Annotated in this window: 21 protein-coding genes, 2 tRNA genes and 2 pseudogenes; 9 read left to right on the top strand and 16 right to left on the bottom strand. The window is 40.0% G+C overall.

Features of this window, described 5'->3' with window-relative positions; translation table 11 throughout:
* Window positions 1-24 precede the first annotated feature (24 nt).
* Window positions 25-576, bottom strand: coding sequence for a helix-turn-helix domain-containing protein (locus IRT38_RS04215; protein ID WP_126131845.1), 552 nt, complete (start codon window positions 574-576; stop codon window positions 25-27).
* A gap of 155 nt (window positions 577-731) precedes the next feature.
* On the opposite strand from IRT38_RS04215, the gene IRT38_RS04210 reads away from it, so the two are divergent.
* Window positions 732-1574, top strand: a complete 843-nt coding sequence (locus IRT38_RS04210) for a DMT family transporter (RefSeq protein WP_234857326.1) — start codon at window positions 732-734, stop codon at window positions 1572-1574.
* Between the two features lie 53 nt (window positions 1575-1627).
* Here IRT38_RS04210 and IRT38_RS04205 read toward each other — a convergent pair.
* The 3 genes and pseudogenes from IRT38_RS04205 to IRT38_RS04195 all read right to left on the bottom strand — a co-directional run.
* Window positions 1628-1798, bottom strand: a pseudogene (locus IRT38_RS04205) (hypothetical protein); the annotation flags it as partial.
* Between the two features lie 27 nt (window positions 1799-1825).
* Window positions 1826-2443: a DUF1294 domain-containing protein gene (locus IRT38_RS04200; protein ID WP_005403365.1), complete on the bottom strand. Its 618-nt coding sequence runs from the start codon at window positions 2441-2443 to the stop codon at window positions 1826-1828.
* Window positions 2444-2452: 9 nt separating this feature from the next.
* On the bottom strand, window positions 2453-3403 hold the full coding sequence (locus IRT38_RS04195; protein WP_194597018.1) for a homoserine kinase: 951 nt from the start codon (window positions 3401-3403) through the stop codon (window positions 2453-2455).
* 112 nt (window positions 3404-3515) lie between these two features.
* Between IRT38_RS04195 and hisF the strand changes: the two genes are divergently transcribed.
* A complete protein-coding gene (gene hisF / locus IRT38_RS04190) occupies window positions 3516-4274 on the top strand; it encodes an imidazole glycerol phosphate synthase subunit HisF (RefSeq protein WP_125318630.1) in 759 nt (252 codons plus the stop codon).
* A 299-nt stretch (window positions 4275-4573) separates the two neighbouring features.
* Here the strand turns inward: hisF and IRT38_RS04185 are convergent, their stop codons facing one another.
* On the bottom strand, window positions 4574-5221 hold the full coding sequence (locus IRT38_RS04185) for a sterol desaturase family protein (RefSeq protein WP_194597017.1): 648 nt from the start codon (window positions 5219-5221) through the stop codon (window positions 4574-4576).
* A 115-nt stretch (window positions 5222-5336) separates the two neighbouring features.
* Here IRT38_RS04185 and IRT38_RS04180 point away from each other — a divergent pair, with 115 nt between their 5' ends.
* Window positions 5337-6347 carry an AraC family transcriptional regulator gene (locus tag IRT38_RS04180; RefSeq protein WP_194597016.1) on the top strand — a complete coding sequence of 337 codons (1011 nt, stop codon included), beginning with the start codon at window positions 5337-5339 and terminating at the stop codon, window positions 6345-6347.
* A gap of 70 nt (window positions 6348-6417) precedes the next feature.
* A pseudogene (locus IRT38_RS04175) lies at window positions 6418-6606 on the top strand (aquaporin); the annotation flags it as partial.
* Between the two features lie 50 nt (window positions 6607-6656).
* Here IRT38_RS04175 and IRT38_RS04170 read toward each other — a convergent pair.
* The 3 genes from IRT38_RS04170 to IRT38_RS04160 all read right to left on the bottom strand — a co-directional run bounded on the left by IRT38_RS04170 (window position 6657) and on the right by IRT38_RS04160 (window position 10079).
* Window positions 6657-6899, bottom strand: a complete 243-nt coding sequence (locus tag IRT38_RS04170) for a hypothetical protein (RefSeq protein WP_087540191.1) — start codon at window positions 6897-6899, stop codon at window positions 6657-6659.
* Between the two features lie 70 nt (window positions 6900-6969).
* A complete protein-coding gene (locus IRT38_RS04165; protein ID WP_004951419.1) occupies window positions 6970-8043 on the bottom strand; it encodes a DNA/RNA non-specific endonuclease in 1074 nt (357 codons plus the stop codon).
* A gap of 158 nt (window positions 8044-8201) precedes the next feature.
* Window positions 8202-10079, bottom strand: a complete 1878-nt coding sequence (locus tag IRT38_RS04160; protein WP_129261399.1) for a potassium transporter Kup — start codon at window positions 10077-10079, stop codon at window positions 8202-8204.
* A 123-nt stretch (window positions 10080-10202) separates the two neighbouring features.
* On the opposite strand from IRT38_RS04160, the gene IRT38_RS04155 reads away from it, so the two are divergent.
* Window positions 10203-10293 (top strand) — tRNA-Ser (locus tag IRT38_RS04155).
* Between the two features lie 316 nt (window positions 10294-10609).
* Here the strand turns inward: IRT38_RS04155 and IRT38_RS04150 are convergent.
* Entirely contained in the window at window positions 10610-10882 is a 273-nt protein-coding gene (locus tag IRT38_RS04150) for a hypothetical protein (protein ID WP_004951410.1), read from the bottom strand.
* A 385-nt stretch (window positions 10883-11267) separates the two neighbouring features.
* On the opposite strand from IRT38_RS04150, the gene IRT38_RS04145 reads away from it, so the two are divergent.
* A tRNA-Thr gene (locus tag IRT38_RS04145) sits at window positions 11268-11343 on the top strand.
* A 4-nt stretch (window positions 11344-11347) separates the two neighbouring features.
* On the opposite strand, the gene IRT38_RS04140 is transcribed toward IRT38_RS04145, so the two are convergent.
* The 4 genes from IRT38_RS04140 to IRT38_RS04125 form a co-directional block, all read right to left on the bottom strand.
* On the bottom strand, window positions 11348-11767 hold the full coding sequence (locus IRT38_RS04140; RefSeq protein ID WP_112986121.1) for a GFA family protein: 420 nt from the start codon (window positions 11765-11767) through the stop codon (window positions 11348-11350).
* Window positions 11768-11774: 7 nt separating this feature from the next.
* Window positions 11775-12599 (bottom strand): SAM-dependent methyltransferase, encoded by an 825-nt coding sequence (locus tag IRT38_RS04135; protein ID WP_194597015.1) that lies wholly within the window; start codon window positions 12597-12599, stop codon window positions 11775-11777.
* A gap of 2 nt (window positions 12600-12601) precedes the next feature.
* The gene (locus tag IRT38_RS04130; protein ID WP_194597060.1) at window positions 12602-13900 is read right to left on the bottom strand and encodes an FAD-dependent oxidoreductase; all 1299 of its coding nucleotides are present in this window, start codon (window positions 13898-13900) and stop codon (window positions 12602-12604) included.
* A gap of 430 nt (window positions 13901-14330) precedes the next feature.
* Entirely contained in the window at window positions 14331-15191 is an 861-nt protein-coding gene (locus tag IRT38_RS04125) for a pirin family protein (RefSeq protein WP_194597014.1), read from the bottom strand.
* Between the two features lie 287 nt (window positions 15192-15478).
* Here IRT38_RS04125 and ycaC point away from each other — a divergent pair, with 287 nt between their 5' ends.
* The gene (ycaC, locus tag IRT38_RS04120; protein ID WP_004909812.1) at window positions 15479-16105 is read left to right on the top strand and encodes an isochorismate family cysteine hydrolase YcaC; all 627 of its coding nucleotides are present in this window, start codon (window positions 15479-15481) and stop codon (window positions 16103-16105) included.
* Window positions 16106-16178: 73 nt separating this feature from the next.
* Window positions 16179-17105: a LysR substrate-binding domain-containing protein gene (locus IRT38_RS04115; protein ID WP_194597059.1), complete on the top strand. Its 927-nt coding sequence runs from the start codon at window positions 16179-16181 to the stop codon at window positions 17103-17105.
* 70 nt (window positions 17106-17175) lie between these two features.
* On the opposite strand, the gene IRT38_RS04110 is transcribed toward IRT38_RS04115, so the two are convergent.
* Window positions 17176-18624 carry an NAD-dependent succinate-semialdehyde dehydrogenase gene (locus IRT38_RS04110; RefSeq protein ID WP_194597013.1) on the bottom strand — a complete coding sequence of 483 codons (1449 nt, stop codon included), beginning with the start codon at window positions 18622-18624 and terminating at the stop codon, window positions 17176-17178.
* On the bottom strand, window positions 18621-19913 hold the full coding sequence (gene gabT, locus IRT38_RS04105) for a 4-aminobutyrate--2-oxoglutarate transaminase (protein WP_004951385.1): 1293 nt from the start codon (window positions 19911-19913) through the stop codon (window positions 18621-18623). The genes IRT38_RS04110 and gabT overlap by 4 nt, the downstream gene beginning before the upstream one ends.
* A gap of 154 nt (window positions 19914-20067) precedes the next feature.
* Between gabT and IRT38_RS04100 the strand changes: the two genes are divergently transcribed.
* Window positions 20068-21567, top strand: a complete 1500-nt coding sequence (locus IRT38_RS04100; protein ID WP_125299672.1) for a PLP-dependent aminotransferase family protein — start codon at window positions 20068-20070, stop codon at window positions 21565-21567.
* Between the two features lie 73 nt (window positions 21568-21640).
* Here the strand turns inward: IRT38_RS04100 and IRT38_RS04095 are convergent, their stop codons facing one another.
* On the bottom strand, window positions 21641-23083 hold the full coding sequence (locus tag IRT38_RS04095) for an amino acid permease (RefSeq protein WP_004909824.1): 1443 nt from the start codon (window positions 23081-23083) through the stop codon (window positions 21641-21643).
* Window positions 23084-23713 lie beyond the last annotated feature (630 nt).

Below are 23713 nucleotides of genomic sequence, written 5' to 3'. Positions count from 1 at the left end.
ACTTTCATGTTTGGCTTTTTCAGATCAATAAATCACATTTCGAATAAAGCGAAGTATGTCAGTACCTTGATTGCTATAACGGTAAGGAACAGAACTATCAAATAAAAACGATGTACCCGCTGCAACTAAATGTGTTCCAGAAGCAAATTCTAGACTCAGTTCACCTTCAATGACATAGATCAACTCCTGCCACCCTTGTTGATCAGGTTCAGCAACATAGGTCTCTCCAACAGCCAATGTCCATGTCCATAATTCGACTTGAGTACGTGCAGGGATGGATGCCTGTAAAGTTGCCTGACTCTCAAGATGAGAGCCCTGCCATGCCAAAGTCTTAACGATCGCAGAATCCACAAGCTCTGGTGCTGTCACAAGTTGCTTGAAATTCACATCTAAAGCATTTGCGATCGCATCCAGTTTGGTCAGACTAATATTTACCATCCCTGTTTCTAAAGATGCGATGGTACGTCGGCTGACTCCAGACCTCTCTGCCAGCTCTTGCTGACTCAGTAGATGCTGGTTTCGATAAAATCGAATATTCTGCCCTACATATTGCAATACCGCATCAGGATGATTCATGCAGTTTCACTCTCATTTAATTATGCGCAATATATTGCACAAATGCATAAATTAATGCAACATGTGCAGTATATTGCACTTTGATTTGGAATTTGGTTTTGACAGCTTTCTCGCAATCGCCTAGAGCAGCACAATTTGCATTGATTTTTATTACCATGATTTGGGGTGGGACTTTTCTAGCAGTGCAATATGCGCTCAACTTTAGTACGCCAATGTTTTTTGTCGGTTGTCGTTTTGCAGTTGCTGCGGCTGTAATTTTCCTACTTTCATTAAAATCCATGTCGGGTTTAACGCTCAAAGAAACACTGGCTGGAACTGCCATCGGCATCATGATTGCGATTGGTTATGGCACACAAACGATTGGTCTACAAAGTATTTTAAGTAGCGAATCGGCTTTTCTTACTGCGCTTTATGTTCCTTTAGTGCCCATTCTCATGTGGGTTATTTTTCAAAAATCACCATCACTCATGACATGGATCGGCTCAGCATTAGCATTTACAGGCTTAGTCCTACTGACAGGAAATGGTTTTTCCAATATCACGCTCTCTTATGGACAAGTACTTACCCTGATCTGTGCTTTGGTGATTGCATTAGAGATTATTTTGATTGGTTATTTTGCAGGACGAGTAAATTTACGACGCGTTACTGTGATTCAACTTATGGTTGCTGCCCTACTCTCTTTCGCCAGTATGCCTTTGGTTGGTGAACATCAGCTACCAGCATTTTCATGGCCTCTCCTATTAATCGCAACTGGATTGGGGCTCGCCAGTGCTTTAATTCAGTTTGTTATGAACTGGGCACAAAGCATGGTTGATCCAAGTCGTGCAGCGATCATTTATGCAGGTGAACCTGTTTGGGCAGGTCTGATTGGAAGAATTGCAGGTGAACGTTTGCCCTTACTCGCATTATTTGGCGGATTACTGGTGGTATTGGGTGTTTTGGTGAGTGAGCTCAAACTCAAAATCCTCAACTCTCCTCAAAACAATAAAGATGCTTAGCTTACTTTTCTTTTATTGGCGGCTCATTCTTCTTCAGTAGCATCTGAGGTTGGCCAAGTAAAATGACTTTCAAAAATAGAGCCTCTTACATCGCTACGTTTTACATAGTTAATAATTAAGGCAATCACTGCCAATAATCCACCTATAAAAATCGCAATGATATAAAGTACGTAAAGGACCAAAGTCAAAGTACGGTTCGGGTCTTGATCAACGGAATAATTCATTTTATTTATCTCCCGAAACGAACTCCCTCAATAGAACACATTGAGTGGAGAAATTAACCAACATATCAATAATATATGGAATACTATGGTACAGAAATAAATCTTACGAAACGGTTGTTTTTGTGTTTTATGTCTCAGTTTTTGTTGTGCTAACCAACCTGCACACCATCCTCCAAGCGAATCCACGATATGTAAGGTTTGCTCAGGAATACGGCGATTCCCCAATTGTGCCGCCTCTTTGTCTTGAGCATATAGCCAATAACTCAAGACATTCATCAAACTGACGAACAATAAAGTATAAGGCGGTAATAATTTACTAAAGCTCGCGATGACCATGAATACAATATAAATCACAATAGCAATTTGCATCGCTGTCCAACGTTTAGCAGGCTTCGCAGCTGAAGGTTTCGGCTTATGTTCAAATACTTGGGCTGCTTTTAGATAACTGACTTGCTGAGCGCGATAACGACCACGCTCATCTAAGATCACCAAGTACTCCAAAGCACAACCTACAAGAGGTCGAGGACCTGTGCGAGCAAAGTCCTTAATATGTAAAAAGACCCGATCTTTGTGCTTATCATTCGGCTGAATAAAACCATAGCCTTTATCATCAAACCATTCTACTAAACGACCTTGGTCTCGCATGCTTTTTCCTTAAGCTTGAACTTTTTGTAAACGATCTTGCAGCATCATCCGCATTTCCATCGGGTCTTTTTGTGAAATGTCTTCACCAGTACGACCCTGTTCCGCATTTTTTTGTGCAACTTGGAGACGCATACTCCAGAAACGACATGCAGCCATTGCCAAGAAAATATTTAAACACGCTAACTCATCAGCTGTGAGTTGACGAATGCTTTGATACGCTGCAAGGAAAGCCTCTGCCTTGGCTTGGTCTAAATGAGCGTTTGGATAAGCTGTACAAAAATCATTGATACTAATCGCAATATCAAATAAAAATTCATCTTGATTTAACTCATAAAAATCAAGAATCCCTCGTAATTGATCACCTTCAAATAACGTATTGTCTCTAAATAGATCAGAATGAATAAAACCGACAGGACGATCAGGATATTGCTGTGTAATTTTGGCAAATTGCTGAAAAACTTGATCCAATAGGGATTGATCATCGTCATTCATATTGGGTCTAAGTTGCTCTGCTACAACTGACCAATACTGATGATTACGATTAAAATCACGCTTTAAAGGAAAATCTTTCAACGCCACATGAATTTTTGCTTGAGCCTGAGCAATCGCTTGGATTTGTAATAATGTTGCTTCTTCTGGATGTTCACCCATCAAGCGTGGGGCGATTTGTGCAGGTTTATCTGCGATGCTATGAATGGCTTGACCATGATGTTTCAATGGTACAGCAACGGCAACCCCTGCCTCTCCCAAACAGTCTAGTACGGGAACAAGCTCACCAGCTCCTTCAGCATCAAGTTCTTCAAAAACAGTAAGAACATAATGTTTTTGAGTATGATCCACCAAAAAATAGTTGGTGTTTTGAATACCGCCTTGGATTGGAATCAGGTCAATCACTGCCAAACCATAAGGTTCAGCAAAAGCTTGAACATCTTCTAAACTCAACGGGGTATAAACCGACATGGAAAACCTGCAAAAAATAGCTGTGAAGTTTGATAGAATACCCTTTCCCTCCATGAAGGTGTAGCACCAGAGTCGGTCTCCTTTCTCTATTGGCGATTTTTTGGAAAATTTTATGCTCGCAAAACGTATTATCCCTTGCTTAGATGTTGATAATGGTCGAGTCGTCAAAGGCGTTCAATTCCTTGATATTCGTGATGCAGGTGATCCTGTCGAAGTTGCACGTCGTTATAACGAACAAGGTGCCGATGAAATTACCTTTTTAGATATTACTGCTACCCATCATGGACGCGATACGACTTACCGTACTGTTGAGCGCATGGCTGAGAGTGTCTTTGTCCCTTTAACCGTAGGCGGTGGTGTACGTAAAGTCGAAGATATCCGTTTACTTCTCAATGCCGGTGCAGACAAAGTCAGTATCAACTCGGCAGCGGTGTTCAACCCTGAATTTGTTCAAGAAGCATCCCAACGTTTTGGTGCTCAATGTATCGTGGTTGCAATTGATGCGAAAAAAACTGGCGAAAATAAGTGGGAAATTTTTACCCACGGTGGACGTAAGCCAACAGGTATTGATGCAATAGAATGGGCTGTCAAAATGGCAGACTTTGGTGCAGGTGAATTACTGATTACCAGTATGGATGCCGATGGAACCAAAGCAGGATATGACATCGCTTTAATGCGCCAAATCAATGATCATGTCACGATTCCAACGATTGCTTCAGGTGGTGTAGGAAATTTACAACATTTGGCAGATGGTATTTTGAAAGGTGGCGCAGATGCTGTACTTGCGGCTTCCATTTTCCACTTTGGTCAACATACGATTCCTGAAGCGAAAAAATATTTAGCTGAGCAAGGCATTGAAATGCGCCTTTAAGCAATAAAAATAGCTAGATCCAAACCTCTCAATGCGATTGCTTGAGAGGTTTTTTATTCGGCAAATTTTAGTCAAAAAAATACCTTGCTCAGCAAGGTATATGAAATGCGTTTATACAACGCTAGAGGGTAAACGAATAACAATAAATTTGGATAAATATCAAGCAACAAAAAGGCTTGGGCTAAATTAGCGAGATATTCAGCAAAAATATTGACATTAAAAGCCAATTTTATTGACAATTCACGACAGAAGCACACGACCAGCATCATGTTTTGTCAAAACACCCTCTTCACGCTATATCAAGATGCAACCGATACTTTTTCGATCTCTTTTGTCTCAGCGGCGGTCACCAATTTTGGTTTCTGCTCTACCCATTTTGCAGGAAATACTAATTCAATCGCTTCAGTTAATATCTTCGAAATCGGTGCAGGTAAAGGCAGACCCAATGGATTAGCTTCTTTCAAATCTGCTGAAGACACCACACGCGTCCCCATCACATAATCAAACCAAGGACGAGTAACACACCAATTTGCATCTTGGTTCGAGTTCATGTGGTGATCATAGTGCCATGGGATCGTGCGCTTCGCCCAATCAGGCTCAAGATGGGCACGGCGATGAATATAATAATAATTCCCCGCACTATAAATCGCTGCAAGTGCCATGCCTTTTGAAAAAGGATAGAACACAACACTGGCCACACCTGCGGCTACAGCAAGTGACATTAACTCATTACGCGTACGCCAGTGATCAATGCCTTCCACATAACATTCATCCGAGAAATCTTGTTTACGCACTTCACGATGATGCGCCCAATGCGACTCCATGCTTTTAGGTACAGGGCTATAACGAGGTTGCCCAGGACGATGCACTCCATGCAAAACGTATTTATGTGCGAACCATTCAAATGCATTTGCAACCGCTAAACCTGCGATAAAACCCTTGATCATTTTGATCTCCTAAACTGTGCTTCTTTTTATTTAAGATATAAATTTTTGTAGGCGAAGTATTGACGATACGATATATTAATATTGACAAAACACGACAATAAGAGGAACAGACAGGATGTCTCAACTCAAGAATTATACAGGATCAGTTTACGGTGGCTTGGGGCATTTACTGACGACTTATTGTGAAGCTAAAAATCTAGCTTTACCTGAACAATTACAAAAAATTCAAAACCTTGAACGCTTTGATTATGTCATTTGGCGGGATCTACTTGAAGAGTTGAATCAAGTACATCCAAAAATCGGTTTAGGATTAGAAATTGCGGAATACGTCCAACCTAAGCATTTAGGGATTATTGCTTACTTAGCCTTATCTTGTGAAAGTCTTGGTGAAGCTTTAGCACGCTATCATGATTTTCATCGACTTATTTATGATGGAAGTCCTTTAATTGTTGAATTTAATCAACCCTATGCATCTATTCGTTGGGAAGCACCTGAACTACACCCCACTCAACTGACAGACGAAATTGCAATAGCACTGATGGTGCAATTCCTTAAACTGTTTATGTCAGGGGAAATGATCCATTTACACGAAGTTCATTTTGTGAATCCTGCACCTAAAACCCTCACGGTGTATGAACAGTATTTCCACTGCAAAGTTCGTTTTGATCAACCTAAGACTCAGCTTTTACTCCCGATTACTGAAGCATTCAAACCACTAAAAACAGGTGATCACACCCTGCAACAATTGTTATTGCAACAAGCTCAGGCACTATTAGATAAACTACCGAATTCAACACAATTAGATCAGCGTTTACAACATGCAATTTTAACGGGCATACAGAAGAATCAATATCAGATTGATTTTATCGCTGAGAAATTGGGACTTTCTGTTCGACAATTACAGCGTCATTTACAGCAGCAAAACACAACCTTTCAGGAGCGTGTCCAACAAGTCCGCTTTATGTTGGCTACAGAATACTTAAAAGATCCGCACCTGAGTTTGCAAGAAATCTCTTTATTACTTTGCTACTCAGAACAAAGTGCTTTTCAACGTGCTTTTAAACTTTGGACAGGACAAACTCCTCAACAATGGCGAAAACTCAACACAACTTACAGTTCTTTATAAAAACGATTAATGTTCTCACCATTTTACAATTGATCACTAATTAAACAATCTTTATACGAGATTCAGTGACCTATGCTTAATTCATTTAATCAGTATTCCTGTGACGAATACATCTGTGAATCCTGCACGTAGTACGGGTGTAGCTTTCTTTGCAGAAACTGCGGCACTTGGTCAATTATGGTTATTCTGGATTGCACCAATTGTAGGTGCAGTTATTGGTGCTCTCATATACAAAGTGGTTGCTACACCCCGAAATTAAATGATCACTCCATAAAAAAACAGCCACTATATGGCTGTTTTTTTATTGGATTATAAAAATGGATTCTCTATTTCCTGCTCAGGCTTTCGTTCAATCTGTGCAGGTAATTCTTCTTTTTCTAAAGCGATCACCACATCATTAATCAATTGCTGTAAAGCTTTAGCCGCTTTTAATCCCACTTGATCTTTTGTAATCTGCAAATTACCGTACAAACTGACGCAGTCCACTTGGTTTTCAAGCGTCAAATCATAAATCGAAGATGATTCATTTCCAGTTTCAAATGGTTTAAACATTTTCTACTCACTTTATTATTGTCGGGCTATATTCTGAATCTAAATCAATTTACGGCCAAGATCGATTCGATTATCGCAACAATTGTAAGAAATACTGCACAAGTGCATCGACCAATTGTTTAATTAAAGCTTGTTTGGTTTCTTCATCAATTTGCGGAAGACTACTCTGTGAAGTTTGGCTTTGACCCGAACTAAACTGTTTTTGCTGTGCCTGTATCGCTTCTGTAGTCGCTTCTTCAGCACATTGACTTTGACCATCCCAATGTGAATAGCTGATCTCTTTATTGGCTTTTACCTGTTGAGCCGATAATGGTAAATGATAAATATTGCGCTTTTGCTGTTCAGTCAGTTGTGGAAATAAATTAATCCCTAATTTTTCTTCTAGATAACAAACGCTCACCACCTCAACCTGTTCAGAATTATTATTTGGTGCGTAATAAGCCCCAATAATCCCTTGTTTAGGTAAGTACACAGCTTTATAAACTGCAGTCGGGACAATCACACCGCTACCGATCGTTTTGAGTCGTTTTCCTTCAAAAACTGGACCTGTTACAACATATGCATCTTTATGATGTTTGGTCACAACTGCACGGACAGCCTCTTCAAGTTTTCGCCAAACTTCCTGATTGTTTTTAGGTGCTTGAGGCACCATGTTGGCTAAAGAAAAACTATCATATTGTGCAGCAGTATTGTTCATATCTGCATTGGGTGCCATATGCCCACGATCATATCCTGAACCACGATAGTCCGATAACAATGCTCGATGAGCCATTTGTACACGTGTTTCTTCGTGGAAATTATCTTCGCGTTTAATTTTTATACTTAATCGATCAGGGCTTAAATACTCGGCTGACCATAGTGGCGTTTTAGAAACACCTGAATACATGACATTAAAATCATTAAAACATAAGGCATAGCTATGTTTGGTTAAGCTTTCCTTATTGAGCAATGGAGGAACTTCACGATAAAACTGATTAAGACACGCTCCACTACTTGATTGCAATGGAATAAATTTAGAAATTTTTTCACTACCAAAGGCTATCGCAAAGCTTCCTGTTGCGATCAACGCGAGCAGCACTTTTCCAGTATTTTTGCTCAAAAAAGTAGTTTGTGATTTACCTTTTCTCGTTGTTTTCTTTGCCATGACTACATCAAAACCTTTAAGAATGCGAAGCTTAACAACTCAAAAGCTTGATGTATATTGCGTTCCGAGCATGAACGACAATTTATGTCGCAAAACTGTACAATTGATCAGCAGACAATAAAAAAGGCACGCGAACGTACCTTTTTTAAAACCAGTTCTTAAATTTCGATTTGACTACCTAACTCGACGACACGGTTAGTCGGAATTTGATAAAAATCACTAACAGGGCTAGTGTTTCGTTGCATTGAGATAAATAAACGTTCACGCCACGGAGACATTCCATCACCAACACTGTGCACGATACGATCGCGTGAAATGAAGAAACTAATCTGCATCAAATCATATTCAAATTCTAATTGCTCATATGCTTGCATTAATGCACGTGGAACATTTGGCTCATCTTTAAATCCATAGAAGATTTTAATGCGATAGAAATGCTCGTTTAGTGTTTCGACTTGCACCCGCTCCTCTTGAGGAACAAAAGGAACATCTTCAATCACAACCGTGACTAGAATATTTCGCTCATGCAATACTTTGTTGTGCTTAATATTATGCAACATCGCATGAGGTACAACATTCGGCGTACCTGTCAAAAATACTGCATCACCAGCCACACGATGGACATTATCCCCCAGACTTCTGACGAATAAATCCAAAGATAAAGTATCGTGTTCCAGTTTAGCAAAGGTCAACTCACGACCACGCTTCCAAGTCATTAGAATCATGACTGCGATACTGCCGATGAGTAAAGGAACCCAACCACCAGAGAACATTTTTAATGAAGCAGCCGCAACCAGTACCGATTCCAAAAAGAAAAATGGAATAATTAAAAGCAATACTTTAGGCAGACTCCATTTCCATGCATAGAAAATAAAGATCGCAACCAGAATGGTGTCACACAACATCGTTAAGGTCACAGCTAAACCATAAGCACTTGCAAGGTTTGAGCTGGTCTTAAAGATTAAGATTAAAATTACAATCGCGACGAGAAGCAACCAATTCAGGAATGGGACATAAATCTGACCTTCTTCTGAATCTGATGTATGTTTAATACTTAAACGTGGCAGATATCCCAATTGAATCGCCTGACGTGCAAGGGAAAACACCCCTGAAATAACCGCTTGTGATGCAATCACCGCTGCCATAGTTGCCAAGATAATCATTGGATATAAGGCCCAACTCGGCACCAATAAATAAAATGGATTTTCGATCGCAGCAGGGTTACGAAGTAGTAATGCACCTTGACCCGCGTAATTTAACACCAAGCATGGTAAAACAACGGTGAACCAACCAAAGCGAATTGGACGAGGACCGAAATGTCCCATATCCGCATATAAAGCCTCACCACCAGTCACGGTAAGGACTACAGCTCCCATAATAAAAAAGGACTGTAAAGGATGAGTAAAAATAAATTGGATTGCCCAATGCGGACTCACCATACCCAAAACCACAGGTGTCTGTATGACACTGACAATTCCGAGAATACCTAATGACAAAAACCAAAGTAAGGTAATTGGACCAAAAAATTTCCCGACAAAAGCTGTTCCATGTTTTTGCATCAAAAACAAGGTCGTAACGATCACAATTGCAATCGGTACAATAAAAGGATCGAGTACATCTGTTGCGATGGATAAGCCTTCTACTGCGGAGAGGACTGAAATCGCAGGCGTGATGATGCCATCACCAAAGAAGAGTGATGCGCCAATAAACCCAATTGCAATCAAGTAAATTTTTTTAGTATCTGATATTTTGGCTTTGCGCAAATTCAAGGCCAGTAAAGCCATGATTCCACCTTCACCATTATTGTCTGCTCGCATAACAATAGCGATGTATTTGATACTAATAATGAGCATCAAACACCAGAAGATAATGGACAGGATACCCAATACATTTTCAGGCTGAATCCCGAGTCCATGTGCAGCATGAAATGATTCTTTCAATGCATACAGTGGACTTGTTCCAATGTCTCCAAAGACTACCCCTAGTGCTGCTAATGCCGTGGCTGGCAACGCTGCTTTTTTTGCAGTACTTTGCATATATTGTCTTCAATATAAAACGTGACTTGACGCAATATTATCATTAGACAAGAAGTTTTTCTGCAAATCTGTTTCGCTACAACTTGGCAGCCTGCTTTTTTTTAGTTACTATCGCACCCCATTGGTGAGGTGTCCGAGTGGCTGAAGGAGCACGCCTGGAAAGTGTGTAAACGTTTATAGCGTTTCGAGGGTTCGAATCCCTCTCTCACCGCCAAATTTAATTTCCATGATGTCTCATAGAGTCTTAAGAGCTTAAATCTAAAGGGTTTAAGCTTTTTTTATTGCCTTATGTTTTCCAATACACCCTATTGAATCCTGAGTTAGTTGCGATACGAATTGAGATAGAGTAATTCATATAAATTTTATTCCTTAATTTTTTATACAAATCCCTAGACGATTCAGATTAAATCAAGTCACAAAACAAACATAAAAAAAGCCACCTCTTGGGGATGAGATGGCAAAACCAAAAAGTATGTATTTTTATTCAGGATAAATATTGATACTTCAACAAATCAGTCATATCTGTAGCTTTAATTTTTCGAAATGTTGTCCAATAACTCAGGCTCTAACATAAAAAACTCTCGCCCAAAGTGTTCAACATCCATTTCCGCAAGATTAATTTGATATTCAATCTCTCCATTTAAAAATGATTGAGAAGTTTGAATCATTTTTCCCCAGCCCAATTCTCGCTCACAGTGTGTCAATAAAAAGTGATATACCTTTGCATCATTGATCTTCAATACAAAAGCAGTATCAGATAATTGAAGAATTGAGACATTTTCGGAATATTGCACATCAATCATGAACTATCCCTAATTTAAATGTAGAAATGCTTAATTCATATCAATACATAGAAAGCAAAAAAAATTCAATGAAAAAATAATTTTTTATATATTTGTTATATATTTAGTTTTATTTTTTGACACAAAAAAACCACATTTCTCGTGTTATGGCATAAAGTGTCACTCCTAATATTTATAAATATTTTCTAGGGCATCCCACTCATATAGTTCTGAATCGGGGCAAGTACTTTTGCAGTTTTAGCAGCTCCTCCTACACATCTCACTTTCAAACAAGCAGCAATTGATCAAAATTTGATATAAAAATTTTTAGTGGGGATAAATCGAATTATTTGCTCATTTTTTCGCTTGTTTTTTTCTACGGATTATCTATAATTCTTGCCACGTTGCCGGCATAGCTCAGTTGGTAGAGCAACTGACTTGTAATCAGTAGGTCCACAGTTCGAATCCGTGTGCCGGCACCATTTTCTACTTTTTCTTCCTCATCATTTTCTCAAAATGCAAAAGCTCTGGATTTAACATATCCCACTGATTTGCATGACTCACAAAAATTTCTGCTTGCGGTTGATACAAATTTGGATCATCCAAAGTTCCTGCACGAATCGAAATCATATCTGGTACTATTTCTGGTAACCCAAACATTTGCGAGCCACATGTCGAGCAAAATGCACGTCGAATTGGCTTCCCAGATGCACCAAATGATTCAAAATAATGAAGTTCACCCTGAATATTGAGTTCTGATTGATGAAAAAATGCGATCGGCGCATATGCAGCACCTGTTGCTTTCTGACAATCTCGACAATGACAATTAAATTGATAATGTGGCTCTACACTAGCTTGATAACTGACCGCACCACATAAGCATGATCCTGAATATAAGACTGGCATATTATTTTCACTTTTTGACTGCACTCACCTGAATATACCGCACCAATCCATCATGGTAGAGCTTTGCACACAACTTGGCAGTCATTTCAATCTTAAGTTGAGCAAAATCAAACGGTTTTTTTATGCTGGTTTTATTTTTTATAAAATTTGAAAAACCGTTTAAAACGGGTTCTGAAAAATCTTGAATAATGATGTCATCTAGACCATTTTCTAGCAAGTTTAGAAGCAATTGTGACTCTGTTTGAAGGTTTAAATCATTAACATCCGCAGCCTTTAATAAATAACGGTATTGTTGCTTTTGGAGTTGAGAACAGTTTTGCCAACGGTCAGACCACATTAAATAATGAAAAGCAATTCGTCCTTTTGAATTTAAAACTGATGATGCTGAGCGAAGAAATGAATTCAAATCACTGTGATAAGCTGCATCCAAACACAGCACCACATCAAATAAATTCAAAGTAACGGTTTGCTGTAAATCTAAAAAGGATTGGCAATAAATTTCAACCTGCGGTAACTCATGTTGAATTCGTTTGACACATTCAGCTTGCAGCTCCACTGCACTGAGTTGACGAACATGATACTGCTCAATCCAATGCAATAAACTTGCACCTTGCCCACATCCGAGATCTAAAACACGATCGGAACCTTTAAGCTGAACTGCCTCAGCGATTTGATCTGCTAACGTTTGACATGCTAAGGGATAATCCTGTAGCTGTTGCCAATATCCTAAATTACTCCAAGCAAGCCTAGATTCATCACCAAGTCGTTTTGCATCTATGGCATATTTATGCCCGATCAGGCTTTCAATCCATGCTTGCTTGAAGCGCTTCATATTTAGTAACCGAGTTCAGGTGCAACTTTAACTTGTGGTTTAAGTCCAACAAATGGAACTGGGGCACCTAAAATTTCTGCAATATGCATCGCAGAAGTCACTGCTGATTCTAAAATTGGCAAGCCATCACATGACCAAGAACCACAATAAAAGACCTTACGATTCTGTTGTAGATGACGTTGTTGAATCTCTTTATTCAAAGCAACAGTTTCTAAGTCAACCACTGCTCGTGTCAATTTAACCTTAGAAATAATTTTCTTTGGATCGATGTCAATGACTGGACACCAAGTTTGAAACACTGCATTTTTTCCAACCAAAGATGGTTCAACTGCATTAATCCAAACTGTAAATTGTTGACGGGTAAATTTACGATCCATCATATAGCTCAATACAGCCCAATCTTTACGACGTGCTGGCATGACGACAGGATCGGTATGAATCACCAAATCACCATCTTCAAATCTGAACTTTTTCAATATGTCGATGTCATCAGCAAATTGAGGCTGCTTTAAGAAATTCTCAATCACAGGTGTCGGCGTTGCAATCACAACACGGTCAAAAGCTTTGCTTCCACCTTGTCCATTGTCGACCAATACTTTATCGCCGTGCTCTTCAACCTTCTGAACGGGCGCACCACTATGAATTTCAATCCCTTCGATTAAACGATTCACCAAAGCAGGTGTTCCACCTTTCATTCGTAGTAGTGCTTCGCCTTCCGTCAATTGACGTACAAATTCAAGTAATGGTTTAGCTGGCCATTCACCAATGGTTTTAGGGTGACATGTACAAATGGTGTACAGCACTGGCATCACCGTACCATGCCAAAATACTTCTTCAATATGATATTGATTCATGAATTCAGCTAAGGTGATGTCTTGATTTTCTGATTTGAAAAATTGATTAACCGCAGTTTTGAGTTGCAACATCCCTTTTACGAGACGCCAGCCATATTGCTGAATGCCTTTGCGGTTATTAATAATCGGAAAGTTACCAATTCGACTGCGCGAAGTGGTCAACCATGTGTCTGTTTTGTCTTCAAACAACCAACTACACGCCATAAACGTGCGCACTGGAAACGTTTCTATTCCTAAGTGACTGGCTAAACTTAAGGTATTCTTCCAAAGTTTAGGATTCATCACGCGTAAGGGTGCATCAATAATACCACCATCGAATTCGATACTGTGGCTATCCATACCTCGTCCAGCGAGTGCTTCGAATATGGTTACTTTGTGCCCTGCATCATGTAGGATTCTGGCGGCAGCGAGTCCTGCCATTCCACTGCCAATAATTGCAATATCCAAAATTTTTGTCCCATCAGTTGATGATTTTTCTTGATTATGACTGATAGTTAACCCAAATGCCGTATTAAAAAATACCAGATTCAGCATTTAAGCCATACTTTTGTAGTAATAATGTCTTCATGTATTGTTACATTTAGCACAGCTGATTTTTTAATCGTAAGCTTATGAATAAATTAATTTTATTATTAAATGAATAATAAAAATATACAGATCGTTCTTTATTTTTCCATTTTTCACGCTGATCCCCCTTTGCAAGTCACAAAAATGGGGCTATTCTGATTACACAACAATGAAAACTGAGTCACATAATAAACTGCATAATTATAAGTGACATAACATTAAAATAATCAATAGAGGAACCTTATAGCCGAAAGCCCATAACGTCAAAGGAGTTATGGGCTTTCTTATATGAATCAATGTTTGGTTAAACTTAATTCATTATTCCAAACTTACCACGATTAAAATCATTAATTGCATCAACGATTTCCGCTTTATCGTTCATTACAAATGGACCATACCCTTCGATTGGTTCATTCAATGGTTGGCCAGTTAAGATCAAGAATTTACTGTTCTGAGTTGCTTGAACAGCAAAATCAATCTCTTCACGGCTTAATACGACTAAACTTGGAGAATCAATGGTTTGATTACTCAATACAACCTGACCTGACAACAGCACAAATAATGTGGTGTGTCCTTCAGGTACATAGAATGTATGGCTTTGACCTTCGATCAATTGACCATCCCAAACATTGACTGGACTAAATGTTGTTGCTGCACCTGCAAGGTCTTGGTATTCGCCTGCAATCACACGTAACTCGCTGCCCACATCATCTAATGCGATTTTCTGAATCTTGCTAGATTCAATCGCTTGATACTTTGCAGGTGTCATTTTTGAGTGTGCAGGTAAATTGACCCATAGTTGCACCATTTCAAACAAACCACCTTGCTGAGCAAACTCAGGAGAATGAAACTCTTGATGCAGAATTCCACCGCCAGCAGTCATCCACTGTACATCACCAGTTTTGATCGTACCGCCGCCACCTGCTGAGTCTTTGTGTGTCACTTCACCCTGATAAGCTATTGTTACAGTTTCGAATCCACGGTGTGGATGTGTACCCACGCCATGCTGAGCTGTAGTTGGTTCAAAGCGATAAGGTGCTGCGTAGTCCAACAGTAAAAAAGGACTGATTGTTTGCCCTAAGCGATCATAAGAAAATAAGTTGTACACTGGGAAACCATCACCCACCCAATGCATATGTTTATTTTGATAAATACCTGTAATCGTTTTCATCTTTTTACTCCTAAAGTGTAGAAGTTGCGATCTTGATGATTATTCTACGCCTCACAGAGATAGACTTATAGGCACAGGACAGCAACACATTATTTCATGAATAGGACAAACAACTTGGTCACAGGGTATAAATTAGGATGAGACTTAAATAATCCTATTTATAGTATTGTTTGTCTCATTTTTCAGACTTCTGAACCTAGAAAATTTCCAATAGCATAATTTTAATTTCAAGCTTCAATCGAAGCCTTTATTTCAAAATTAACCTAAAACAACTTGAGGATAAAATCATGAGCCAAGACTATATTCGTTTAGATAAGAATAATGCGGCTGTGTTATTGGTCGATCATCAAACAGGCTTATTGTCATTAGTCCGCGATATCGATCCTGACAAATTTAAAAATAATGTGTTGGCACTTGCAGATGCTGCGAAATATTTTAATTTACCGACAATCCTGACTACAAGTTTTGAAAATGGTCCAAACGGTCCCCTCGTTCCTGAACTTAAAGAAATGTTCCCCGATGCGCCTTATATTGCGCGTCCAGGTCAGATTAATGCATGGGACAATGAAGACTTCGTTAAAGCGGTTAAAGCAACTGGCAAAAAACAATTGATTATTGCGGGTGTTGTGACTGAAGTTTGTGTGGCTTTCCCAACACTATCAGCACTTGCTGAAGAATTTGAAGTTTTTGTAATTACCGATGCTTCAGGTACGTTTAATGAGTTGACTCGTGATGCAGCATGGGATCGTATGTCTAAAGCGGGTGCTCAATTAATGACATGGTTTGGTATGGCGTGTGAGTTACATCGTGACTGGCGTAATGATATTGAAGGATTGGGAACATTATTCTCAAACCACATTCCAGATTATCGTAATTTGATCAACAGCTATAATCAAAACACTAATCAAAAATAATTGACCTGCCCCATCAGTTGAGAATAGTTCATGCTATTCTCAACTGAATAGTTATAGGATTTGATCTGCCTTGATGAACTCATTTGATGATTATTATTATTTCTATCTAGTGGTAAAACATGGTGGGTTTAGTGCTGCAAGTGAAGCAGAAAATATCAGTAAATCGAAACTCAGCCGCCGTATCATTGACCTAGAAGATAAATTTAATGTCAGCCTCATTCAGCGTACAACTCGACATTTTAAAGTGACCGAATTAGGTCAAGAATTTTATGAAGAGTGCTGTAAAGTCATCACTCAAGTTGAGTGTGCGGAAAATGTCTTACTCAAACAAAAAAGCGAGCCACAAGGCTTAGTTAAAATTAGCTGTCCGCCGTTAATGATGCATTTTCAAATTCGCAAAATCCTCAATCAATTTTTAAAAACCTATCCTAAAGTAGAAATATCACTTGAGCTCACCAGTCGAAGAGTGGATATTTTACATGATGATATTGATCTCGCGATTCGAACCAATTTTGAACCAAATGAAGATTCTAATTTAATTGTTCGAGATGTCATTAAAACTGATCATTGTCTAGTTGCCTCCCCTGAGTTACTCCAAGGTCGCAGCATCAAGCATTTTTCTGATCTTAAAGATTATCCAAGCATTAGCTTAGGCACCCAAAAAGCAAATTATATTTGGCATTTTTGCAATACTCGCACAGGGGAAACGATGGATGTTCCCTATCAACCGCGAATCAAAAGTAATGATTTGGCCGGTGTGTATTATGCAGTAGCAGATGGTTTAGGTATCGCTGACCTACCATTCTTAACTGTGGAATCCGATATTCGCAAAGGTAAACTGATTCATTTGATGCCTGAATGGAAATCTAATATTGGGACCTTACAATTGGTCTACGTATCTCGAAAAGGACAACGCCTTGTCGTCGAACGCCTGACCGAAACCTTGATTGAACATTTAAGACGTTTGCCTGAGAGCCACAAAGGTTATCTTTCGGCTTAATAAAAAAAACGGTCATGAATGGGCATGACCGTCTTTATCGAACACGTTTGAGTGTTCAGTTATCCAAGATTTACTCAGATAAATCCACACAGAGGTATTTCATTTCGAGATATTCCTCAATGCCGAATTTTGAACCTTCACGACCTAAGCCTGATTGTTTAACTCCACCAAATGGCGCAACTTCATTTGAAATTGCTCCTGTGTTAATTCCAACCATGCCATATTCAAGTGCCTCACCAACACGCCATTGACGAGCTGCGCTTTGAGTAAACACATATGCGGCCAAACCAAATTCCGTATCATTTGCCATGGCTACGGCTTCGTCTTCAGTTTTGAAACGGAATAACGGCGCCAGTGGACCAAAGGTCTCTTCTTTAGATACTTTCATATCTTGAGTGACGTTGGTCAGTACCGTTGGTTCAAAGAAAGTGCCACCAAGTGCTGAACGCTGACCACCAATACGTATTGTCGCACCTTTTGCAGTCGCATCAGCAATATGTGACTGGACTTTGGCAATCGCATCTTCATCAATCAATGGACCTTGCGTTGATGTTTCCTGACGACCATCACCGACCTGCAGCTTAGCCACAGCTTCGACTAACCGATCTGCCAAAGCATCGTAGATACCATCTTGTACATAAATTCGATTCGCACATACGCAAGTCTGACCACTATTGCGATATTTACTCGCCATAATGCCCTTAACGGCTTGATCGAGATTGGCATCATCAAACACCAACACAGGTGCATTACCACCCAATTCGAGCGATAACTTCTTAATCGTCGGCGCACATTGCTGCATCAAAATGCGCCCCACTTGGGTTGAACCTGTAAAACTTAACTTACGTACAATATCGCTCTCGCACAGTGTTTTGCCAACTTCAATCGCATCACCGCTGATATTTAACAAGATATCGGCAGGCAAACCTGCTTTTAGAGCCAACACTTCCAGTGCATATGCAGTCAAAGGTGTTTGTTCAGCAGGTTTGACTAACATCGAACAACCCGCCGCAATTGCTGGTGCAGCTTTGCGTGTGATCATCGCCGCAGGGAAATTCCACGGCGTTATCGCAGCAGTCACCCCGATTGCTTGTTTAATCACAAGCAAACGTTGATTTGGCAATGTTGGCGTTAACACGTCACCATCAATACGACGAGCTTGCTCAGCAAACCAACGGATGAATGAAGCGGCATAACCAATTTCACCACGAGCTTCAGCCAACGGTTTACCTTGTTCGGCAGTTAAAATCTGTGCAAGATTTTCTTTATGCTCAAGCATCAACTGATACCATGCCAAAAGTACATCGGCACGAACTAAAGCAGTTTGCTTTTTCCATGCAGCTTGGGCTTGGGCTGAACGCTGAATCGCAGCTTCAACACCAGCACGGTCATAACTTTTCACCCATGCCAATGTTTCACCTGTCGCAGCATCTTTCACTTCGATATCGTTATGAGCCGTAGGTGCAGCTAATGAAATATCGGGGTGCTGTAATAAATACTGCAAATTGTTTTGAATCATGCAGATTGCTCCACTGCTTGTGCACTGTCTGCTGTTAATGCTGCAAAACCTTGTTTTAAAATATCGAGACCTTGACGGAATTGCTCAGCAGGAATGGTTAACGGATATAGGAAACGAATAACATTACCGTATTTACCACAAGTGAGAATCAATAAACCATGTTCCATTGCATAACTTTGTACTGCTTTTGCTTGTTCAGCTGTTTCTAGCTCGGCAGCGACCATTGAACCCAAAGCACGAATTTGTGTAACAACATCGCCTGAAGTTTCTTGAATTTCTTTTAAAACAGTAACCAACTCTGTACCTAGCTCATTGGCACGATCACATAAGTGTTCTTCTTCGATTGCATCAATCACCGCATGAGCAGCAGCAACCGCGATTGGGCTACCTGCATAGGTGCCACCCAAACCGCCTGGATTTGGTGCATCCATCACTTCGGCACGTCCCACTACACCTGAGATTGGGAAACCACCACCCAAGCTTTTCGCCATCGTGATCAAATCTGCTTTGGTTTCATAATGATTCATGGCAAATAATTTGCCTGTGCGCGCAAAACCAGATTGCACTTCATCAGCGACCAATAAAATACCGTGCTTATCACACAAAGCACGTAAGCGTTTTAAGAATTCAGCAGGTACAACGTTGAAACCGCCTTCACCTTGTACAGGTTCAAGCACAATTGCCGCGACGTCATGTGGGGCAATATCTTCGCTAAAAATATCTTCAACACTTTCAATCGCTGCTGCAACCGAGATACCTTTTTCTGGCACTGGATAACGAGCATGGAATACACCTGCTGGCATCACACCAAAATCACGTTTATAGGGTGCAGTTTTACCTGTCATTGCCATCGTCATAAATGAGCGACCATGGAAACCATTACCAAAAGTAATGATGCCGTGACGACCTGTATATGAACGTGCGATCTTCACTGCATTTTCAACTGCTTCTGCACCTGTAGTGAAAAATGCTGTTTTCGCTGCACCTGCGATCGGCGCGCGCTGATTAATGCGTTCAGCCAAAGCAACATAACTTTCATAAGGTGTCACTTGATAAGCCGTATGGGTAAATTTAGTCAGTTGCTCTGTGACAGCCGCGATCACTTTCGGATGACGATGGCCTGTATTGAGTACTGCAATACCACCTGCAAAATCGATATATTGCTTGCCTTCCTTGTCCCAAATGGTTGCATTTTCAGCTTTTTCTGCATACCACTGACACATCACACCGACGCCACGTGGCGTTGCTTGCTGTTTGCGTGTATTCAGTGCAGAATGTTGAGTATCCATTTTATTCCCTCATATCTCATCATCAGTTACAGCTTTGGTAGTACATCCTAGGGGTCGATTTTTAGGATGCGATACAATGACTGCCTATAGCTGTAATTTCGCTCGTCTCAAGGCAAGAGACGAGAGCCATTTTTAAACTGTAGGAGAGAGCCAATTGCGTAGTTTACTTGGAGATCATTTGCTGCAAAGGCTCCAACAAGACACGGAGGGAAAACTACATCAACGCCTTTTTCGATGTCTACGTGGTGCAATCATAGAAGGCGTCATTCAACCGATGACGCGCTTACCTGCGTCACGTGATTTAGCCAGTGAAATTCATGTCTCTCGAAACACTGTGCTGAGTGCTTATGAGCAGTTACAAGCAGAAGGATATTTAGAAGCACGTACAGGACATGGAACTTGGGTCGCAGAAAAACTCCCTGAAAGTTTCTTAAACACCAAAAATAAAAAGAAAAAACCTGAACTCCCTAATATCCAAAGTTCATATGTACTATCACAACGTGGCTCAAACTTATTGGGCTATGCTGCTGCATCACCGCATCAATGGGGAGCTTTTGTACCCGGGGCACCTGATGTCACTGAGTTTCCACATCATATTTTTAGTCGGATTCAAGCACGTTTAAGTCGTGAACCTGATGTGAATCGACTGATTTATAGCAATGCTGGGGGATGTATTGAACTTCGGAGTGCTTTGGCAGATTACTTAAAAGTCGCCCGCTCTGTGCAATGTGATGCAGATCAAATCATTATCACCGAAGGCATTCATCAAGCGATTGACTTAGTTTCTCGTGCGCTGAGTGACATTGGTGATCGTGTTTGGATTGAAGATCCCGCATATTGGGGAATGCGTAACACACTCAGGATCAATGGCTTGGATATTCAACCTATGCCCGTTGATGCAGAAGGTATTATTCCTGAAAACAATCCAACTCAACCGCCTAAACTGATCTTTGTTACCCCTTCTCATCAATACCCTTTAGGCTCACATCTCAGTGTAAATCGACGTAAAGAATTGATTCAAATTGCTCGTCAACACAACAGTTGGATCGTAGAAGATGATTATGACAGTGAGTTTAGATTCTCAGGACAACCTTATCCCTCTTTGCAGGGTTTAGAAAATAATGCTCCAGTACTCTACATGGGTACCTTTAGTAAAACCATTTATCCATCACTCAGAATTGGATATCTCGTTGTACCTAAACCCTTGTTCTCATCTTTAAGAATCGTGGCAGCAGAACTATATCGTGGTGGGCATTTACTTGAACAAAAAGCACTCGCTGAATTTATTCGTGAAGGTCATTATGAAGCGCACATTCGACGTATGCGCCTACTGTATGGCAAACGCCGGGATTATCTGGTCAGTTTGATCAAACGCTATCTAGGTACTGAATTTCTACATGAATATGATGAAGCCGCAGGCTTACATTTGGTCCTCAAATTACCAAATGATTGCGATGATGTCGCGATTACCAGTAAAGCCTTAGAACGAGGCGTGAAAGTTCGCCCATTGTCGCAATATTACATGCAATCACATGCTCTCGCTGAACGTGGACTGTTGATGGGCTTCGCCTGTGTTAATGAAAAAGACATGGTGATGGCTTTTGGTGTGTTATTGCAATGCTTACGAGAAGCAGGTGTACCCACGCTCAATTGATGCTGTTTTACGATTGTCGCATCTAAAAAAAGAGCCTCATGATTTGAGGCTCTTTTTTCACTTTTAAAAGAACTTAGACTAATTTTTCCTCATGCACTTGGCTCAGGTGAGATGCTCGACGCTCTTCTCCCCAACGCAATTTTTGCGAGACAAAACCAAAGAACACGATAATGCCAAAGAGCGCTGTGGTGTAAATGACTTCTTTAAAATAAGTTCCCTCTATCAACATGGTGAGAATTGCACCGATAATGGCAAATATCACGAGATAAGTAATATAAGGGAATAACCACATTTTAAATTCAATTTTTGCGCCCTCTGCTTCAAGTTTTTTACGCATACGAAGCTGAGAATAGGCAATGGTTAAATACACATACAGTGTTGCTGCACCTGTAGTTAACATGAAAAAGTCATATACATTCATACTTTCGGTAGCCGTTAAAATCACAGCAATTACTGAGAAAAAGCATGACACAATCACCCCTACCCAAGGGCTGCTCTTACTATTTACAGAACCAAAACTTTTCGGTGCATCACCACGTTTTGATAATGAAAATAGCATACGTGAACAGGTATACAATGCTGAGTTAAAACAGCTACATACTGAAGTCAGCACCACGAAATTCACGATATGACGTGCTTCTGGAATACCGAGTGCCGTTAAAGTCACACTATAAGTTCCCCAAGTTGAGTCTTTTAATAACTCGTTATTATGTGGAATCAAACAAACCGCGACAAACATTGAACCGACGTAAAATAATACAATTCGCCAAACCACTGAATTTGAGGCTTTACGAATTTCTTTCGATGGATTTTCTGATTCAGCCGCTGCAACCGTGACAATTTCAGCCCCAATATAGGCAAACATGACTCCAAGTAATGCCGTAATCACTGACGATGCGCCATTTGGCATAAAACCTTGAGCGGTTAGATTACTGACCCCAGAAGCAGACGCATCACCCCACGGCCATAAATGCATGATCGCTAAGCTACCGATCACCAAAAACACCACGATCGCAATAACTTTGATCAAAGCAAACCAAAACTCAAACTCACCATAGTTTTTGACGTTTTGTAAATTGACTGCAACTAATCCGCCGATGACTAAGACCATATAAGCCCAAATCGGGATAAAGGGGAACCAACTATTCAGAATTTTACCTGCGACATAGGCTTCCCACCCCATCAACATCGCCAAGGTACACCAATACAACCATCCGATTGAAAAGCCTGCCCACCGACCAATTGCACGGTCAGCATAAGTTGAAAATGAACCGCTGTCTGGGTTTAACACCGCCATTTCACCCAACATACGCATGATGAACCAAACCAGTAAACCACCTAAGGCATAGGTTAGAAAGACCACTGGTCCTGTGTTGTAAATAATACTGCCTGAACCGACAAATAAAGAACCACCGATCACACCTGCAATTGAAATCATCGTGAGGTGGCGTGACTGTAGCCCGTGTTTTAGACCTTGGGAGAGATTGGCTTCAGAACCATTTTGATGTGCTGCCATATCATTTTCCTTAATATATTGAAGGTATTAGTAGCTTTTGGCATCACATACACCATGCCGCAAATACCTCCTAAAAACTGTGTCGTTCAACCTATTCCGTCCAGAATGGAATAAGGATTAAAAACGACGCTTCCGCATGCATACTTTCTATGGCTTTAATTTGTCGTTTCGGCTCTGAAGAAACGAGAGCCATTTTTAGAATAACAGAGAGAGCCAATTGTAAAAATAATGCTCAATCTCGGCGAGTTTTTTAAACAAAATTGAAAGGAAACATCATAAAATTAAAAAATATAACCTAAAATTAATTAAAATAAATCAGTGATTTAATATATCAACCCCTTCTTTAAAATCCTTTCTAAAAATAAAATCTGAATCGAAATAGAAATTTGTCTAGACCCTAAACTTCGATTCAGCTCCATTTAAACTTGGCTTCTAGTTTCAATAAATCTCCATAAAAAAACCTCTTTTCGGATCAGGAAAAGAGGTTTTTTTATTTCATTTAACCGATTAAAACGGATATATATACTAAAAACAAATATATTCTTATATTACAATTAATTATATTGAAACGTAAAGCATTTTGTCAATTTTTTTATTGTAAATTTAACAAAACTACTTACTGCACAATAC

Source organism: Acinetobacter sp. SK-43 (genome assembly GCF_015351505.1).
Lineage (GTDB): Bacteria > Pseudomonadota > Gammaproteobacteria > Pseudomonadales > Moraxellaceae > Acinetobacter > Acinetobacter junii.
The sequence above is the reverse complement of the archived record's forward strand: the minus strand, read 5'-3'. Positions and strand labels throughout refer to the sequence as shown.

Excerpts from the sequence above, each read along its gene's own strand:
- IRT38_RS04195 (WP_194597018.1), bottom strand. The coding sequence starts at position 3,403 with ATGTCGGTTTATACCCCGTTGAGTTTAGAAGATGTTCAAGCTTTTGCT.
- IRT38_RS04150 (WP_004951410.1), bottom strand. The coding sequence starts at position 10,882 with ATGATTGATGTGCAATATTCCGAAAATGTCTCAATTCTTCAATTATCT.
- IRT38_RS04115 (WP_194597059.1), top strand. The coding sequence starts at position 16,179 with ATGAACTCATTTGATGATTATTATTATTTCTATCTAGTGGTAAAACAT.
- IRT38_RS04125 (WP_194597014.1), bottom strand. The coding sequence starts at position 15,191 with ATGAAAACGATTACAGGTATTTATCAAAATAAACATATGCATTGGGTG.
- gabT (WP_004951385.1), bottom strand. The coding sequence starts at position 19,913 with ATGGATACTCAACATTCTGCACTGAATACACGCAAACAGCAAGCAACG.
- IRT38_RS04135 (WP_194597015.1), bottom strand. The coding sequence starts at position 12,599 with ATGAAGCGCTTCAAGCAAGCATGGATTGAAAGCCTGATCGGGCATAAA.
- IRT38_RS04200 (WP_005403365.1), bottom strand. The coding sequence starts at position 2,443 with ATGCGAGACCAAGGTCGTTTAGTAGAATGGTTTGATGATAAAGGCTAT.
- IRT38_RS04095 (WP_004909824.1), bottom strand. The coding sequence starts at position 23,083 with ATGGCAGCACATCAAAATGGTTCTGAAGCCAATCTCTCCCAAGGTCTA.
- ycaC (WP_004909812.1), top strand. The coding sequence starts at position 15,479 with ATGAGCCAAGACTATATTCGTTTAGATAAGAATAATGCGGCTGTGTTA.
- IRT38_RS04215 (WP_126131845.1), bottom strand. The coding sequence starts at position 576 with ATGAATCATCCTGATGCGGTATTGCAATATGTAGGGCAGAATATTCGA.
- IRT38_RS04180 (WP_194597016.1), top strand. The coding sequence starts at position 5,337 with ATGTCTCAACTCAAGAATTATACAGGATCAGTTTACGGTGGCTTGGGG.
- IRT38_RS04165 (WP_004951419.1), bottom strand. The coding sequence starts at position 8,043 with ATGGCAAAGAAAACAACGAGAAAAGGTAAATCACAAACTACTTTTTTG.
- IRT38_RS04170 (WP_087540191.1), bottom strand. The coding sequence starts at position 6,899 with ATGTTTAAACCATTTGAAACTGGAAATGAATCATCTTCGATTTATGAT.
- IRT38_RS04110 (WP_194597013.1), bottom strand. The coding sequence starts at position 18,624 with ATGATTCAAAACAATTTGCAGTATTTATTACAGCACCCCGATATTTCA.
- IRT38_RS04210 (WP_234857326.1), top strand. The coding sequence starts at position 732 with ATGATTTGGGGTGGGACTTTTCTAGCAGTGCAATATGCGCTCAACTTT.
- IRT38_RS04185 (WP_194597017.1), bottom strand. The coding sequence starts at position 5,221 with ATGATCAAGGGTTTTATCGCAGGTTTAGCGGTTGCAAATGCATTTGAA.
- IRT38_RS04160 (WP_129261399.1), bottom strand. The coding sequence starts at position 10,079 with ATGCAAAGTACTGCAAAAAAAGCAGCGTTGCCAGCCACGGCATTAGCA.
- IRT38_RS04140 (WP_112986121.1), bottom strand. The coding sequence starts at position 11,767 with ATGCCAGTCTTATATTCAGGATCATGCTTATGTGGTGCGGTCAGTTAT.
- hisF (WP_125318630.1), top strand. The coding sequence starts at position 3,516 with ATGCTCGCAAAACGTATTATCCCTTGCTTAGATGTTGATAATGGTCGA.